The 16,824-nt window shown below is 53.0% G+C and carries 14 protein-coding genes; 5 read left to right on the forward strand and 9 right to left on the reverse strand.

Going from position 1 to position 16,824, the window contains the following annotated elements; all coding sequences use genetic code 11:
- Positions 1-95 precede the first annotated feature (95 nt).
- On the forward strand, positions 96-1,796 hold the full coding sequence (locus AC4IBF_RS16705) for an SgrR family transcriptional regulator (protein WP_491462973.1): 1,701 nt from the start codon (positions 96-98) through the stop codon (positions 1,794-1,796).
- A gap of 66 nt (positions 1,797-1,862) precedes the next feature.
- Positions 1,863-2,558, forward strand: a complete 696-nt coding sequence (gene queC / locus AC4IBF_RS16710) for a 7-cyano-7-deazaguanine synthase QueC (RefSeq protein WP_008503311.1) — start codon at positions 1,863-1,865, stop codon at positions 2,556-2,558.
- 61 nt (positions 2,559-2,619) lie between these two features.
- Here the strand turns inward: queC and AC4IBF_RS16715 are convergent, their stop codons facing one another.
- The 9 genes from AC4IBF_RS16715 to bolA all read right to left on the reverse strand — a co-directional run bounded on the left by AC4IBF_RS16715 (position 2,620) and on the right by bolA (position 12,982).
- A complete protein-coding gene (locus AC4IBF_RS16715; protein WP_024906822.1) occupies positions 2,620-3,018 on the reverse strand; it encodes a YbgC/FadM family acyl-CoA thioesterase in 399 nt (132 codons plus the stop codon).
- Between the two features lie 99 nt (positions 3,019-3,117).
- The gene (locus AC4IBF_RS16720; RefSeq protein ID WP_133293886.1) at positions 3,118-3,498 is read right to left on the reverse strand and encodes a helix-hairpin-helix domain-containing protein; all 381 of its coding nucleotides are present in this window, start codon (positions 3,496-3,498) and stop codon (positions 3,118-3,120) included.
- A gap of 148 nt (positions 3,499-3,646) precedes the next feature.
- Complete coding sequence (gene ppiD, locus AC4IBF_RS16725; RefSeq protein WP_491462974.1) at positions 3,647-5,518, reverse strand: peptidylprolyl isomerase; 1,872 nt, start codon at positions 5,516-5,518, stop codon at positions 3,647-3,649.
- A gap of 212 nt (positions 5,519-5,730) precedes the next feature.
- The gene (gene hupB, locus AC4IBF_RS16730) at positions 5,731-6,003 is read right to left on the reverse strand and encodes a nucleoid-associated protein HU-beta (protein WP_002444653.1); all 273 of its coding nucleotides are present in this window, start codon (positions 6,001-6,003) and stop codon (positions 5,731-5,733) included.
- 210 nt (positions 6,004-6,213) lie between these two features.
- Positions 6,214-8,568: an endopeptidase La gene (gene lon / locus AC4IBF_RS16735; RefSeq protein ID WP_023334706.1), complete on the reverse strand. Its 2,355-nt coding sequence runs from the start codon at positions 8,566-8,568 to the stop codon at positions 6,214-6,216.
- 182 nt (positions 8,569-8,750) lie between these two features.
- Positions 8,751-10,025: an ATP-dependent protease ATP-binding subunit ClpX gene (gene clpX / locus AC4IBF_RS16740; protein WP_023310570.1), complete on the reverse strand. Its 1,275-nt coding sequence runs from the start codon at positions 10,023-10,025 to the stop codon at positions 8,751-8,753.
- Between the two features lie 126 nt (positions 10,026-10,151).
- Positions 10,152-10,775, reverse strand: a complete 624-nt coding sequence (gene clpP / locus AC4IBF_RS16745) for an ATP-dependent Clp endopeptidase proteolytic subunit ClpP (protein WP_010428105.1) — start codon at positions 10,773-10,775, stop codon at positions 10,152-10,154.
- A gap of 260 nt (positions 10,776-11,035) precedes the next feature.
- Positions 11,036-12,334 carry a trigger factor gene (gene tig, locus AC4IBF_RS16750; protein WP_133293885.1) on the reverse strand — a complete coding sequence of 433 codons (1,299 nt, stop codon included), beginning with the start codon at positions 12,332-12,334 and terminating at the stop codon, positions 11,036-11,038.
- Between the two features lie 330 nt (positions 12,335-12,664).
- Positions 12,665-12,982, reverse strand: coding sequence for a transcriptional regulator BolA (gene bolA / locus AC4IBF_RS16755; RefSeq protein ID WP_021241655.1), 318 nt, complete (start codon positions 12,980-12,982; stop codon positions 12,665-12,667).
- Between the two features lie 305 nt (positions 12,983-13,287).
- Between bolA and AC4IBF_RS16760 the strand changes: the two genes are divergently transcribed.
- The 3 genes from AC4IBF_RS16760 to cyoA all read left to right on the forward strand — a co-directional run bounded on the left by AC4IBF_RS16760 (position 13,288) and on the right by cyoA (position 16,813).
- Complete coding sequence (locus AC4IBF_RS16760; protein ID WP_023310568.1) at positions 13,288-13,866, forward strand: lipoprotein; 579 nt, start codon at positions 13,288-13,290, stop codon at positions 13,864-13,866.
- A 46-nt stretch (positions 13,867-13,912) separates the two neighbouring features.
- Entirely contained in the window at positions 13,913-15,388 is a 1,476-nt protein-coding gene (gene ampG, locus AC4IBF_RS16765; RefSeq protein ID WP_133293884.1) for a muropeptide MFS transporter AmpG, read from the forward strand.
- A 477-nt stretch (positions 15,389-15,865) separates the two neighbouring features.
- Entirely contained in the window at positions 15,866-16,813 is a 948-nt protein-coding gene (gene cyoA / locus AC4IBF_RS16770) for a cytochrome o ubiquinol oxidase subunit II (protein ID WP_014882770.1), read from the forward strand.
- The last annotated feature ends 11 nt before the right edge of the window (positions 16,814-16,824 follow it).

Consider the following 16,824-nt stretch of genomic DNA (forward strand, 5'->3'; position numbering starts at 1 on the left):
TCCCGAAATGTGATGCGGTTAACTTGTGCATCAGTATCGTGTGAGATATACGGAAGTAATAGTGAATAGATGAAAATTATTGTTCCGGGTTTCTTATGCGCCAGCTCAATCGACTCAATCAGTATCACCGCCTCTGGCAGCCTTCCCTGGGTGCAACGCAACAGGTCACTATCAGCGAGCTGGCTGCTCGCTGTTTTTGCAGCGAGCGGCATGTCCGAACGTTGCTGCGTCAGGCCCAGGAGGCGGGCTGGCTGAGCTGGCGAGCGCAGTCTGGCCGCGGTAAGCGCGGTGAGCTGACGTTCCATGTCGCGCCGGAGTCACTGCGCAATGCGATGATGGAGGAGGCGCTGAAGAGCGGGCAGCAGCATAACGCGCTGGAACTGGCCCAGCTTGCCCCTGAAGCGCTGCGGTCATTACTGCATCCTTTTTTGGGCGGGCAGTGGCAAAACGATACGCCGACGCTGCGCATTCCTTACTATCGCTCCCTGGAGCCGCTGCAGCCGGGGTTCTTACCTGGTCGGGCGGAGCAGCATCTGGCAGGACAGGTGTTCTCAGGCCTGACGCGTTTTAACGGTAACAGCAGTGAACCCACGGGCGATCTGGCGCATCACTGGGATGTCTCTGCTGACGGCATGCGCTGGCATTTCTACATTCGCTCCACCCTGCACTGGCATAACGGCGATAAAATAGAAACGGCACAACTCCAGCGAAGTCTGACAGCGCTGTTGACGCTTCCTGCCCTGCGCACTCTGTTTCAGAGCGTCTTATGTATTGAAACAACGCATCCTCAGTGTCTGACGTTTACGCTGCATCAACCGGACTACTGGCTGCCGCACAGGCTGGCAACCTACTGTAGCCGTCTGGCGCATCCCGACCATCCTGCGGTTGGCAGTGGCCCCTTTCGGCTGGGCGCTTTTGAGCCCGACCTGGTTCGTCTGGAAAGCCATGAGCAGTATCACCTGAGCCATCCGCTGCTCAAAGCCATCGAATACTGGATCACTCCCCAGCTTTTTGATTACAGCCTGGGCACCAGCTGTCGTCACCCGGTGCAAATCGCGATCGGCGAGGCCGACGAGCTGGAAAGTCTGCGGCTGGTAAGCAGCAGCACCAGCCTGGGGTTCTGCTACCTCACGCTTAAACAGAGCGCGCGCCTGAGTGAGATCCAGGCAAAGCGGCTTATCAATATCATTCATCTCTCCAGGCTTCTTCACACACTTCCGCTAAACGAAGGGCTCATCACGCCCACCCAGGAGCTGCTTCCCGGGTGGACCATCCCCGAATGGCTTGATTTATCGGGCGTAACCCTCCCTGAAGCATTGACGCTGGTTTATCATCTCCCTGTTGAGCTTCACACCATGGCCAGCCAGTTGAAGACATACCTGGCGCTACAGGGGTGTGAACTGACCGTCATCTTTCAAGACGCCAAGACGTGGGACGGATGCCTGGAGCTTGCCGATGCAGACATCATGATGGGCGACAGGCTTATTGGCGAAGCGCCAGAATATACGCTGGAACAGTGGCTGCGCTGCGATGCCCTCTGGCCGCACGTTCTTAGCGCACCGGCTTACGCCCATTTGCAAGCGACGCTGGATGCGGTACAGACGCAGGCAGAGGCTCGGGATAGACACGCGGGACTGCAAGCCATCTTTAACCGGTTAATGGAAAGTGCGGTGCTGACACCACTCTTTAATTATCAATACCAAATCAGTGCTCCGCCTGGCGTGAATGGTATACGCCTCAATACCCGCGGCTGGTTTGACTTTACCGAAGCCTGGCTGCCCGCCCCTAAATCGTGAAGAAGCTGGTCGCCGCCACAGGCAGACGGTAACATAACGTTTTTACCGTAACAGTCGAGATGATTTATGAAACGTGCCGTCGTCGTGTTCAGCGGAGGACAAGACTCTACTACCTGCCTGGTTCAGGCCCTTCATCAGTACGATGAAGTTCACTGTGTCACTTTCGATTATGGTCAGCGCCACCGCGCTGAAATCGACGTTGCCCGTGAACTTGCCCTGAAACTGGGTGCACGCGCGCACAAGGTGCTGGACGTTACGCTGTTAAATGAACTGGCCGTGAGCAGCCTCACACGCGACAGTATTCCCGTCCCGGACTACGAACCTGATGCCAGCGGCATTCCGAATACCTTCGTGCCGGGCCGTAATATCCTCTTCCTGACCCTGACGGCGATCTACGCCTACCAGGTAAAAGCCGAAGCGGTGATCACGGGCGTTTGCGAGACCGATTTCTCCGGCTACCCGGACTGTCGTGATGAGTTCGTGAAAGCGCTAAACCACGCCGTCAATCTGGGGATGGCGAAAGAGACGCGCTTTGAAACTCCGCTCATGTGGCTGGATAAAGCCGAAACCTGGGCGCTGGCGGATTACTGGGGCAAGCTGGACCTGGTTCGCAGCGAAACGCTCACCTGCTATAACGGTATCAAAGGCGACGGTTGCGGCCAGTGCGCGGCCTGTAATCTTCGCGCTAACGGACTGAACCACTATCTTGCCGATAAAGCCGGCGTGATGGCCGCGATGCAGAAAAAGACCGGCCTAAAATAGGGCTACTTGACCGTGCTGTCGCAAAATGGGTGTCGACAGCACGAGTACGCCTTAACAAGTCTTACGCGATCATCAACTCCAGCTTTTCACGCAACTCCCCTTCCAGCGGCAGCGCTTTCTGCGTTTTCAGATCGATACAGACAAAGGTGATCAGCGCATCAGCCACCACCTGCCCTTCTGGATCGAGCGTCACCACCTGGCTTAACACCCCGCTTTTGCCATTGATTTGCTGCACCTGGCTTGTCACCGTGAGCACATCGCCCAGCACGGCAGGACGGCGGTAGTTGATATTGATATTGACGACCACGAACGCGATGTTGTGCGCGGTCAGCCACTGAAAGCTTTCGCTATTTTCCAGCCCGTCCCAGCGGGCTTCTTCAAGAAACTCAAGATAGCGGGCATTGTTCACATGCTGATAAACGTCGAGATGAAAACCGCGTACTTTGATTTTTGTCTGCATAGCGCAATAGCCTTTACTGTTATTGTAGGATGAGAGGTCATAACTGGTATGACCTCTTTATCCTGGCAAAATTTTGCCGCAGTGCAAGAAATTGCGTAATTACAATGTCAGGTGTGAGAGGTTGCGCTCAACCAGCGCGCTGCCCATGCCCGGCACCTGTTTGAGATCGTCGACCGTTTTGAAAGGACCATACTCTTCGCGGTAGCTGACGATGGCCTGTGCTTTTTTCAGGCCGACACCATTCATCGCGCGGGCCAGATCTTCCGCAGAGGCAGAATTGATACTGACCCGCGTACCGTCATCATCCGCATTTTTACCGGCGTCAATCGCTTTGGTTTGCCCTTGCACCGGCGCTGCCGCGTCGGACTTGCTCTGGGTAGTTTGTGATTTGGCGGCGGGAGCCGACGCCATCGCGCCCGCGCTCATCCCGGTGGTGGCAATAGCCAGCGTAATTAACAGTGCTTTGATTCCACATTTCATGCTGTTATCTCCTTGTTTGTTGACAGCCACGTCACGATAGCCGCCAGTTCAAACCGGCACAAACAGCAGATTGCAGAAATGGAAAAGGCCGCGAAAGCGGCCTTTAGTTTTTGCAGAGCGTTACGAAAATCTGCGAGCAGACACGTAATTACTGCTGCTGAGTCATTACATCACCCAGCTTGATTTTGGCTTCTTTACGCAGGTTGCTCATCATGGCTTCGAAGGCAATCTGGGCATTGTTCTGGGTAATTCCCTGAACCATCGCTTTCTTCTGCGCTTCTGGTAAGGTGCCGGCTTTCACTTCATCCAGCGCCAGCAGAACGACGTTACCCTGCGCATCGGTAGTGGTACCGAAGCTTGGCTTGTCCTTCGCAGGCAGAGTCAGACCAAACGCGGCCTGGCTGATAGGGTCCTGACCGGTACGGCTCAGCGTTTTCGCTTCACCGAAGCTCAGGCCAGCCGCTTTCAGCGCGTCTTCTTTACCCGCTTTCAGATCAGACAGAATCTTCTCAGCATCCAGTTTCGCCTGCTGTTCAGCTTTGTTGTGCTTAACCTGAGCGATAACCTGATCCTTCACTTCCGCCAGCGGTTTGACCGCTTCTGGCTTATGCTCGCTGACGCGCAACACAAACGCACGATCGCCGTCGACGGTAATGATGTCAGAGTTACTGCCCGGCGTGCCGTTCTCGCCCACCAGACCACCGTTGAAGATGGCATCGGAAACCGGTTTGAAGTTCAGCTCTTCCGGCAGGTTGTCACGACCAAACCAGCCAGTTTCAACCGCCTTCACGCCCGCCGCCTGCTCTGCACCTGCCAGAGATTCGTTGTCGTTGCTGGCAGCATCGCTAACCTTCTGCTGCAGCGCGTAGTAGGCATCCAGCGCTTTTTCCTGTTTCACTTTCGCTGCGATATCATCGCGGACGTCAGCCAGCGGCTTGGTTTTCGCCGCGGTGATGTCGTCCAGACGCACGACCAGGAAACCGACGGAAGACTTAATGACGCCAGAAAGCTGGCCTTTCTCTTTCAGACCGGCATTTTTCAGCTCGTCAGGCGTGGTCGCGTCTTCCAGCCAGCCCATATCACCGCCGTTTTTCGCCGAGATAATGTCGGTGGATTTCGCTTTCGCAACGGTCGCGAAATCAGCGCCTTTGTTCAGCTCATCCAGCGCCGCTTTAGCATCAGCCTCGGTTTTCGTCTGAATCACGCTGTAGCGGTTACGCTGGGGCTGAGTGAACTGATCCTGATGCTGATCGTAGTAAGACTGGATCTCTGCATCAGACGCGGTTTCCTGCAGCGCGGCCGCATCCAGCTTGATGTAGCTCACGCGGAACTGCTCTGGAGAAACAAAAGAATTCTTGTTCTGTTCGTACCAGGCGTTAACGTCAGCGTCGCTCACCTGCTGTTTCGCCGCCAGGGCGTTAACATCAATGGTCGCTTCGCGTACAACACGCTGCTGTGCCACCAGCGCGGCCAGTTCGTCCGTTTCACCTTTGAGCATGAAATCGGTGCCCACGACAGCATTGATGAGCTGCTGGGTGGTCAGTTGGTTACGCAGCGCCTGAGCGTACTGATCGGCCGTCATCCCCATCTGGTTGACGATACTGTTGTAACGCGCGTTGTCGAATTTACCGTTAGACTGGAAGGCCTGGGTGGAGAAGATGGCTTTTTTCACCTGCTCATCACTAATGCCAAGGCCGAGTTTTTTGGCATACTGATCGAGCAGCGCTTCGTCGATAAGACGGTTCAACGTCTGTTGGCGCAGAGTCTTCATGTACCCTTCGTTCGCCGCCAGTTCAGAGAATTGGTCGCCCAGCTGTTGCTGCATACGGTTACGTTCACCGGCAAAAGCATTCTCGAACTGACCGCGGCTGATCTCCTGGCCATTCACTTTTGCGGCGAAGTTTGCGCCACCGCCAATAAGGTAACTGCTCACGCCGGTCAATATGAACGACACGATAATGATACCGAAAATAATCTTGAGCACGAGACTGTTAGCAGCCGTGCGTAAGCTGTCCATCATGGTGTAACAACACTCCGCTGTAGGTGACTGGTTACCTGACGCTGACGGAAAATCCTGCCCGTCGCGCGTGAAGGCGTATTGTGACAAGAAAACGGGGCGATTGTCAGCCCACAACTCGCATAAACTCGCACAAATCAGGTCTGGACAAACAAAAAAGGCACATCAAATGATGCGCCCTTGTACTTTCCGGCTTCCCTGAAACGGGAAAGCAATCAGTTTACTGCGTCTTTCAGCGCTTTACCTGCACGGAAACCCGGCACTTTAGCAGCAGCAATGGTGATCTCTTTACCGGTCTGAGGGTTGCGGCCAGTACGGGCAGCACGCTCTTTAACAGCAAAAGTACCGAAGCCTACCAGTGCAACGTCGTCCCCAGCCTGCAGAGATTCAGTAACAGAAGCAATTAATGCATCTAACGCACGTCCAGCTGCAGCTTTAGAAATATCAGCACCAGCAGCAATTTTGTCAATCAGTTGAGATTTATTCACTGTTCTCTTCCTCTCTTTATAATTTATATCGCGCCTGAATCCTTCACAACGCGACCGCGCAGCAGTTATATCAGGCCTGCCATGACCTTACAACACCCGTTGTTGATGGCTGACCTAATCAGCAATCTAAATTAGCTATACAAAAAAAGGCTGGCAAGTGCGAAATCACTTACCAGCCTTGTTTTTATTGACGCTCTTTGCGCGAGGTCACTATTTTGCGGTTACAACCTGCATTCCGGAGGGTTCATTCTGCAAAGCGAGACTGAGAACTTCCTCAATTCGCTTAACAGGATGGATCTGCAGATCGGCAATCACGTTGTCCGGAATCTCTTCCAGATCGCGTTTGTTTTCGTAAGGGATCAATACGGTTTTGATCCCACCGCGGTGTGCCGCCAGCAGTTTTTCTTTTAAACCACCAATCGGCAGAACCTGGCCACGCAGCGTAATTTCACCGGTCATTGCCACATCGGCACGCACCGGGTTCCCGGTCAGGCAGGAAACCAGAGCGGTACACATGGCAATACCCGCGCTTGGACCATCTTTTGGCGTCGCCCCTTCAGGTACGTGCACGTGGATGTCGCGTTTTTCGTAGAAATCAGGGTTAATTCCCAGTTTCTCCGCACGCGCACGCACCACGGTCAGCGCAGCCTGGATAGATTCCTGCATCACTTCACCCAGCGAGCCGGTGTAGGTCAGTTTGCCTTTACCCGGTACACAGGCGGTTTCGATGGTCAGCAGATCGCCGCCCACTTCCGTCCATGCGAGTCCGGTCACCTGACCAACGCGGTTTTCGTTGTCCGCGCGGCCGTAGTCGAAGCGCTGAACGCCGAGATAGGCATGCAGATTGTCGCCGTTAATCACAATGTGTTTCAAGCTCTTATCCAGCAGCAGCTGTTTCACCGCTTTACGACACAGCTTCGAGATTTCACGCTCAAGGCTACGCACGCCCGCTTCACGGGTGTAGTAACGAATGATGCCGATAATCGCGCTGTCCTCAACGGTCAGCTCATTGGCTTTCAGCGCGTTACGCTCAATCTGTTTCGGTAGCAGGTGCTGCTTAGCAATATTCAGCTTCTCGTCTTCGGTATAGCCCGAGAGACGGATCACTTCCATACGGTCCAGCAGCGGGGCCGGAATGTTCATGGAGTTAGAGGTCGCTACGAACATCACATCGCTCAGGTCGTAGTCCACTTCCAGGTAGTGATCGCTGAACGCCACGTTCTGTTCTGGATCAAGCACTTCCAACAGTGCAGACGCAGGGTCGCCACGCATGTCCGACGACATTTTGTCGATCTCATCGAGCAGGAACAGCGGGTTTTTAACCCCCACTTTCGCCATCTTCTGGATCAGTTTACCCGGCATAGAACCGATGTAGGTACGGCGGTGACCGCGGATTTCCGCTTCATCGCGCACGCCACCCAGCGCCATACGGATATACTTACGTCCGGTCGCTTTGGCGATGGACTGACCCAGAGAGGTTTTACCCACCCCCGGCGGTCCTACCAGGCACAGAATTGGGCCTTTAATTTTGTTTACACGGCTTTGTACCGCGAGGTACTCAAGAATGCGGTCTTTCACGCGTTCCAGGCCATAGTGGTCGGTATCCAGGATTTCCTGTGCCTGACGCAGATCTTTTTTGACCTTGCTGCGGGCGTTCCACGGAACCTGCACCATCCACTCAATGTAGCCGCGTACAACGGTCGCTTCAGCCGACATTGGAGACATCATTTTCAGCTTCTGCAGTTCTGCTTCGGCCTTCTCTTTCGCCTCTTTCGGCATCTTCGCCGCGTCGATCTTACGCTTCAGGGCTTCGTTTTCGTCCGGCGCGTCGTCCATCTCGCCTAGTTCTTTCTGAATGGCCTTCATTTGCTCATTCAGATAGTACTCACGCTGAGATTTCTCCATCTGCTTTTTCACGCGGTTGCGAATGCGCTTCTCAACCTGCAGCAGATCGATTTCAGACTCCATCATCGCCATCAGGTATTCCAGACGCTCGTTAACGTCGGACATTTCCAGCACGGACTGCTTGTCAGCCAGCTTCAGCGGCATATGGGCAGCGATGGTGTCCGCCAGGCGCGCAGGATCGTCGATGCTGTTCAGCGACGTCAGCACTTCTGGTGGGATTTTCTTGTTCAGCTTGATGTAGCCTTCAAACTGGCTAATCGCGGTGCGAACCAGTACTTCCTGCTCGCGCTCATCAAGCTCAGGCGAATCAAGGTACTCTGCCTTGGCAGAGAAGTGTTCGCCGTCGTCTGACAGAGTGGTAATACGCGCACGCTGCAGGCCTTCTACCAGCACCTTCACGGTGCCGTCAGGCAGCTTCAGCATCTGCAAAATAGAGGCCACGGTCCCGACGGTGAAAAGATCGTTTACACCCGGCTCATCCGTTGATGCTTCTTTCTGCGCCACCAGCATGATTTTTTTATCATGATCCATGGCGGCTTCAAGGCAACGGATAGATTTTTCCCGCCCTACAAATAAGGGTATGACCATGTGCGGATAAACCACCACATCGCGCAACGGCAATACGGGGATTTCAATGCGTTCAGAACGCTCAGGATTCATAGAGCTCTCTCTTAGTTAGTGTCCGCCAGGTAAGCTGGTCATGTCACTGTGCTTCACATAACCATTAACATGTATCCAGTATATGGGGATGTTTCCCACACATTCAACGCTATGAATACGGAAAAAGTAAAGGGGAGATAAAATCCCCCCTTTTTGATTAACTGCTTGTATGGTTTGGTGAATTATTCGCCAGATGCCTGCTGCGCTTCCGGTTTGCCGTAAATCAGCAGCGGCTTGGTTTGACCGCTAATAACGGACTCGTCAATCACCACTTTCTCAACATCTTCCATCGACGGCAGATCGTACATGGTGTCGAGCAGTGCTGCTTCAACAATTGAACGCAGACCACGAGCACCGGTTTTACGGACCATCGCTTTCTTGGCAATAGCATCCAGCGCTTCGTCGCGGAATTCCAGGTCAACGCCTTCCAGATTGAACAGCGCCTGATACTGCTTGGTCAGCGCATTTTTCGGTTCTTTCAGGATCTGGATCAGCGCGTCTTCACTCAGCTCATTCAGCGTTGCCACAACCGGCAGACGGCCGATGAACTCAGGGATCAGACCGAATTTGATCAGATCTTCCGGTTCAACCTGAGACAGCAGCTCGCCTTCGTTTGGTTTTTCGGACGTCGATTTCACCGTTGCGCCAAAACCAATGCCGGAGCCGGTTTCAACACGGTGGGAGATGACTTTATCCAGACCAGCAAACGCACCACCACAGATGAACAGGATCTTGGAGGTATCAACCTGCAGGAACTCCTGCTGCGGATGTTTACGACCACCCTGTGGCGGAACGGCGGCAACCGTACCTTCAATCAGTTTCAGCAGTGCCTGCTGTACGCCTTCACCCGATACGTCACGGGTGATGGACGGGTTGTCTGATTTACGGGAGATCTTGTCGATCTCATCGATGTAAACAATCCCGCGCTGGGCTTTCTGTACGTCGTAATCGCACTTCTGCAGCAGTTTCTGAATGATGTTTTCAACGTCCTCACCCACGTAACCGGCCTCGGTCAGGGTGGTGGCATCCGCCATCGTGAACGGAACATCGAGCAGACGCGCCAGGGTTTCAGCCAGCAGCGTTTTACCGGAACCGGTTGGGCCGATCAGCAGAATGTTACTTTTACCCAGTTCTACGCCATTGCTGGTGTCGCCGTTACGCAGACGTTTGTAGTGGTTATAGACCGCTACCGCCAGCACTTTCTTGGCCTGCTCCTGTCCGATGACGTAGTCGTCAAGGTGATGACGAATTTCATGCGGCGTTGGCAGCGCGCTGCGCTCACGGTGCGGTGCGACTTCTTTAATCTCTTCGCGAATAATGTCGTTACATAAATCGACACATTCGTCGCAGATATACACGGACGGCCCGGCAATCAGTTTACGCACTTCATGCTGGCTTTTGCCGCAAAAAGAGCAGTACAGCAGTTTGCCCGAACCATCTTTGCGTTTATCTGTCATGAGTCCAAACCTCTTTTTAAGTTCTTTGTGCCGCACATGACGACGCAAATGCCATTCTAAGACGCAAGCTGCAATGAGCAGCGTGCCGCCCTACCTTAGTATAGCGGCACACTCGCGTCGCGGGCATCAATTACGATGGGTCAACACGGAGTCGACTAAGCCGTACTCAACTGCCTCTGGAGCAGAGAGGAAGCGATCGCGCTCGGTATCGCGCTCGATCTGCTCGAGTGGTTGACCCGTATGCTGCGCCATAAGTTCATTCATGCGCGCTTTTACTTTCAGAATTTCGCGGGCGTGGATTTCGATATCCGTCGCCTGCCCCTGATAACCGCCCAGCGGCTGGTGAATCATCACGCGGGAATTTGGCAAGCAGAAACGCTTACCCTTCGCTCCTGCTGTTAACAGGAACGCGCCCATAGATGCAGCCTGACCCATACAGATAGTGCTTACATCAGGTTTGATGAATTGCATGGTGTCATAAATGGACATCCCTGCTGTAATCACGCCACCCGGGGAGTTAATGTACAGGTAAATGTCTTTTTCCGGGTTTTCCGCTTCCAGAAACAGCATCTGCGCCACGATCAGGTTAGCCATATGGTCTTCCACCTGGCCAGTCAGAAAGATAACGCGTTCCTTGAGCAGACGGGAATAGATATCAAAAGAACGCTCACCACGTGAGGTCTGTTCAATAACCATTGGCACCAGAGCCATATGGGGTGCAAAGTTATCTCGTTCGCCACTGTATGACATTTCCGTCTCCTGGATCAAAATTGAAAACACCTGCTGTACTGATTGTAACCTTACGGACGGATTATCAGCCAGTCTCATTCATCGTGATTACGTACTTATGGGGTTTACAGTGCCCTATTTCAAGCATAACAACCTTTTGTTGTTACGCTAACACCGAAAGGGCGTTTTAGCACTCTTCCTGGGCTATAGCTGCGATAAAAAAAACCCGCTGCCGCAAGGCAACGGGTTTTCTGTTCAAACTTTAAACCGTTGGGGCGAAATTACGCCTGCTGGTTCATCAGTTCGTTGAAAGAGGTCGCTTTTTCGGTCACTTTCGCTTTCGCCAGTACCGCTTCAACAGCCTGCTCTTCCAGGGCAACGTTGCGCATGTTGTCCATCAGCTCTTTGTTCTTACCGTAGAACTCGATCACTTCTGATGGATCTTCGTATGCAGAAGCCATCTCTTCGATCAGGCCTTTCACACGCTCTTCGTCAGCTTTCAGCTCGTGGGTACGAATCACTTCGCCCAGCAGCAGGCCAACAACAACGCGGCGTTTCGCTTGCTCTTCGAACAGCTCGCGCGGCAGTTCCATCGCTTGCTGCTGGTTGCCACCGAAACGCTGTGCAGCCTGACGGCGCAGAACGTCGATTTCGCTGTCGATCAGGGCAGCTGGAACGTCGATTTCGTTGGCTTTAACCAGACCTTCGATCGCCTGAGATTTCACACGGTTACGCACCGCGCCGTTCAGTTCGCGTTCCATGTTCTTACGCACTTCGGTACGCAGACCCGCTACGGAACCATCTTCCACGCCGAAACGCTTGATGAATTCTTCAGTCAGTTCTGGCAGTTCGCGCTCTTCAACTTTCTTTAGGTTGATAGCGAACTTCGCTGCTTTCCCTTTCAGGTTTTCAGCGTGGTATTCTTCCGGGAAGGTCACGTCGATGGTGAACTCTTCGCCAGCCTTGTGGCCTTTGATACCGTCTTCGAAGCCTGGGATCATACGCCCCTGGCCCATTGCCAGTACGAAGTCAGAGGCTTTACCGCCTTCGAACTCTTCGCCGTCTACAGAACCGGTGAAGTCGATGGTGACACGGTCTTCAGCGTCAACAGCGCCTTCTTTCTCTTTCCAGTTCGCCTGCTGCTTGCGCAGGGTTTCCAGCATGCCGTCAACATCTTCGTCAGTCACGGAAACAACTGGTTTTTCAACTTCGATAGATTCCAGACCTTTCAGCTCAACTTCCGGGTACACTTCGAACTCTACGGAGTAGGTGAAGTCTTCGCCCAGTTTGTATTCGCCTGGAACGTAGTTCGGCGCGCCGGCCGGATTGATTTTTTCTTTGATGATCGCATCGATAAAGTTGCGGCTCATCAGTTCACCCAGCACATCCTGACGCACGGAAGCGCCATAACGCTGAGCAACAACATTCATTGGTACTTTGCCCTTGCGGAAGCCGTCAATACGTACTTTTTTTGCTACGTTGACCAGCTCGCTTTTCACAGCAGTTTCGATGCTGTCAGCAGCGATAGTAATCGTTACACGGCGGCCAAGGCCTTGAGTGGTTTCAACTGAAACTTGCATCTTGTTACCTCAAAAAAATCACAGTGCTCGGTCAACTCTGAATCTGTCTGTTATACCGGGATGCTCTCTTAGTGCAGATTCACATTCCCTGTCGCCAGAATCATCCCGAAGACATTCAATAAGACGCGGCATTATAGCGGCATCACTTAGGTGAGTCGAGAACGGTTGGGGCATGTTGCTGCGGCTTTTTTCACACTTTAAGGCTATTTTTAGCCTTAAAATCGCACCATCCGCTCAAAACGTAGACAAAACAAAACGGCCCGGAGGCCGTTTTGAGGAAATCTCTAAGCAACATACTGGAAAAGCTCCAGCCGTTGCAAATCCGATTTATCAGGCGATAGTGCCTGCACCGCGACAAGGTGGCGATGCGAAAACCGTATCCTGCAGACCTTCCCATTCCTTAATGGTGTAGGTATGCAGCGCCAGCGCATGCACGGTCGTGGAGAGTTCTTCCGTCAAGGTGCTGTAGATCAAGCGGTGTCGATTCAGGAAACGTTCTCCCGTGAAGCGATCGCTAACCAGAACCACTTTAAAGTGGCTTTCAGAACCTGCCGGCACGTTATGACGATAGCTTTCGTCGACGACTTCGAGGAACACAGGGTTGAACGCTGCCCTTAATTTATCTTCTATATGCTCACGTATCATCATGAAATTACTCCTCCGACAACGCCAGGATGTCACCCATCCCTTTAAATGTTAGCCGCTTTTACCGTTTCCATTACACCTTGACAACAAATATTTAGCTTTCGTCTGATTTTCTCATTCAAACGAATGAAGTTCACTGTGAGACTCATACGTTTTGTCATACACGGTTTGAGAAAAACGGTGAACTGGTCAGTTTTCGGACAAGGCGATGAATTTACATGCGTTGACCACTTCCCCTTGCCGTTGGCGATGTTATGATGGCGACAATTTTTCTCTTTATATGCTTACGATTCGTTGAGAACCCGAAAATGTTAAAAAAACTCTTCTTTCCGTTGGTAGCCCTTTTTATGCTGGCAGGCTGCGCTACCCCGCCAACCACTATTGATGTCTCACCAAAAATCACCCTGCCTCAGCAGGACCCAAGCCTGATGGGCGTCACCGTGAGCATTAACGGCGCCGATCAGCGTCAGGATCAAGCACTGGCTAAAGTGACCCGCGATAACCAGCAGGTTACCCTCACCGCGTCCCGCGACCTGCGCTTCCTGTTGCAGGAAGTGCTGGAGAAACAGATGACCGCTCGCGGGTATATGATTGGCCCAAGCGGCGCGGTCGATCTGCAGATCATCGTGAACAACCTGTACGCTGACGTGTCTCAGGGCAACGTGCGCTACAACATCGCGACCAAAGCGGATATCGCCATCATTGCCACCGCGAAGAATGGCAACAAGATGACCAAAAACTACCGCGCCAGCTATTCTGTTGAAGGTGCGTTCCAGGCCTCCAACCAGAACATTGCTAACGCCGTTAACAGCGTGCTGACCGATACCATCGCCGATATGGCGCAGGACACCAGCATTCACGACTTCATCAAGCAGAACGCGCGTTAATCCCGCTCGCTGACCCGGTGTATCACCGGGTCAGTTTTATAAGAACATGTCCAGCCATTACTTACGCATTTTCCAGCAACCGAAATCAGCGATTCTGCTGATCCTCGGCTTCGCCTCAGGTTTACCCCTCGCGCTCACTTCCGGCACGCTTCAGGCGTGGATGACGGTTGAGAACATCGATCTTAAAACCATTGGTTTCTTCTCGCTTGTCGGCCAGGCCTATGTCTTTAAGTTCCTGTGGTCTCCGGTCATGGATCGCTACACGCCGCCTTTCCTCGGGCGTCGACGCGGCTGGTTAGTAATGACGCAGATCCTGCTGCTGCTGGCCATCGCGGCGATGGGATTTCTTGAACCCACCACCCAGCTTCGATGGATGGCCGCGCTTGCGGTAGTGATTGCTTTCTGTTCCGCCTCTCAGGATATCGTGTTCGACGCCTGGAAGACGGACGTGTTACCTGCGGAAGAGCGCGGTGCTGGTGCAGCAATCAGCGTGCTGGGCTATCGCCTCGGGATGCTGGTTTCCGGCGGGCTGGCGCTGTGGCTCGCCGACAGGTACCTCGGCTGGCAGGGTATGTACTGGCTGATGGCCGCCCTGCTTGTCCCCTGCATTATCGCGACGCTGTTCGCGCCCGAACCGAGTGACGTTATTCCGGTACCCCGCTCGCTGGAGCAGGCCGTCGCCGAACCGCTGCGTGACTTTTTTGGCCGCAACAACGCCTGGCTGATCCTGTTGCTTATCGTCCTTTATAAGCTGGGCGATGCTTTCGCCATGAGCCTGACCACCACCTTCCTGATCCGCGGCGTCGGTTTTGACGCCGGTGAAGTAGGCGTGGTGAATAAAACGCTTGGGCTGTTTGCGACCATCGTCGGCGCGCTTTATGGCGGCGTGCTGATGCAGCGTCTGACGCTGTTTCGCGCGCTGCTAATTTTCGGCATCCTTCAGGGTGCCTCTAACGCAGGCTACTGGCTGCTGTCGATTACCGACAAACATACGATCAGCATGGCCACAGCGGTATTCTTCGAAAACCTCTGCGGCGGCATGGGCACTGCGGCGTTTGTCGCCCTGCTGATGACCCTGTGCAATAAGTCGTTTTCAGCCACCCAGTTCGCTCTGCTCTCGGCGCTCTCAGCCGTTGGCCGGGTGTACGTTGGCCCGATTGCCGGCTGGTTCGTGGAAGCCCACGGCTGGCCAACATTTTATCTCTTCTCGGTCGTAGCTGCCGTGCCGGGAATTTTATTGCTGCTGGTCTGCCGTCAGACGCTGGAATATACCCAGCGAACAGAACACTTTATGCCGCGCACCGAATATCACCGCGCCTACCGTTTTGCGTTACGTCTGTTAATGGCGGGCTGCATTGCTCTGGCGCTCTGGCTCGTGGTGCTTATTATCAATGCCAGCACCTCTCTGGCACTCCCTTTCGAAGCCCTTCTGCTGGACGCAGGCGCCCTGCTGGCTATCGCCGGGATCCTGATCGGAGGTCTGCTTGATTTCATGGCGTTGCGTAAAACGCAGATGACCTGAAGAAAAATGCGAAAGGTTATTTCCCGTTGTAATCACTAACCGAAATTATAACGACGAAATAGCCGCCAGGCGCAAAAAAAATATTTGTTGTTTTGTGCGGGATAGGATTTGGAAATTATTGGCTCCTATTCCAAAACGCTATTTTTCATTAAACGATTCAGCATACGAGAGTTTGATTTTTCGTTTTTTATATGTCTTTTTATTGATAATTAATTGTTAATTTTTTGTTTATTTTCAACAATGGTTATACCAATTGCCCCTTTTAGGGTATGCTTAGGGGTCCTTTCGTTATAAAGCCCATCCCGTGCGGCTTCGGTCATAAAAACCGACATAATTTGCAACACTTGTGACACGTGCGGCAGAACCCGGTAACACCTTCCTGACACAGGCCTAATGATGTTTACAGTAATGTAACCTTCCCGTAAAATGCCCGCACACTTTAAACGCCACCAGACTCCGTGGAATTGAGGTCGTTAAATGAGACTCGGGAAATACAATAAAAGTTTGGGATGGTTGTCATTATTCGCGGGCACTGTATTACTCAGTGGCTGTGATTCTGCACTACTAGACCCCAAAGGACAGATTGGACTGGAACAACGTTCACTGATATTGACGGCTTTTGGCCTGATGTTGATTGTGGTTATTCCTGCCATTTTGATGGCTGTTGGTTTCGCCTGGAAGTATCGTGCGAGCAATAAAGATGCGAAGTATAGCCCTAACTGGTCACACTCCAATAAAGTTGAAGCTGTGGTCTGGACGGTACCTATTCTGATCATCCTGTTCCTTGCCGTGCTGACCTGGAAAACCACTCACGCACTTGAGCCAAGCAAACCGCTGGTTCACGATGAGAAACCTATTACCATTGAAGTGGTCTCCATGGACTGGAAATGGTTCTTCATCTATCCAGAGCAGGGTATTGCTACCGTGAATGAAATCGCCTTCCCGGCGAACACTCCGGTTCAGTTCAAAGTGACCTCCAACTCCGTAATGAACTCCTTCTTCATCCCACGTCTGGGTAGCCAGATTTACGCGATGGCCGGTATGCAGACCAACCTGCATCTGATCGCGAATGAAGCAGGCACCTATGATGGTATCTCCGCCAGCTATAGCGGCCCGGGCTTCTCAGGTATGAAGTTCAAAGCTATTGCGACGCCAGACCGTGCCGCTTTCGACCAGTGGGTTGAAAAAGCGAAGCAGTCTCCAAACACCATGTCTGACATGGCGGCGTTCGAAAAAGTGGCTGCACCAAGCGAATACAACAAGGTGGAGTACTTCTCTAATGTGAAACCTGATTTGTTCAAAGATGTTATTGGCAAATTTATGGATCACGGCAAGAGCATGGACATGACCCAGCCAGAAGGCGAGCACAGCGCGCACGAAGGTATGGAAGGCATGGACATGAGCCACGCGGAAACCGCTCACTAAGGGGCCGAGGA

This window comes from Enterobacter sp. Taxon_8, from assembly GCF_058354585.1.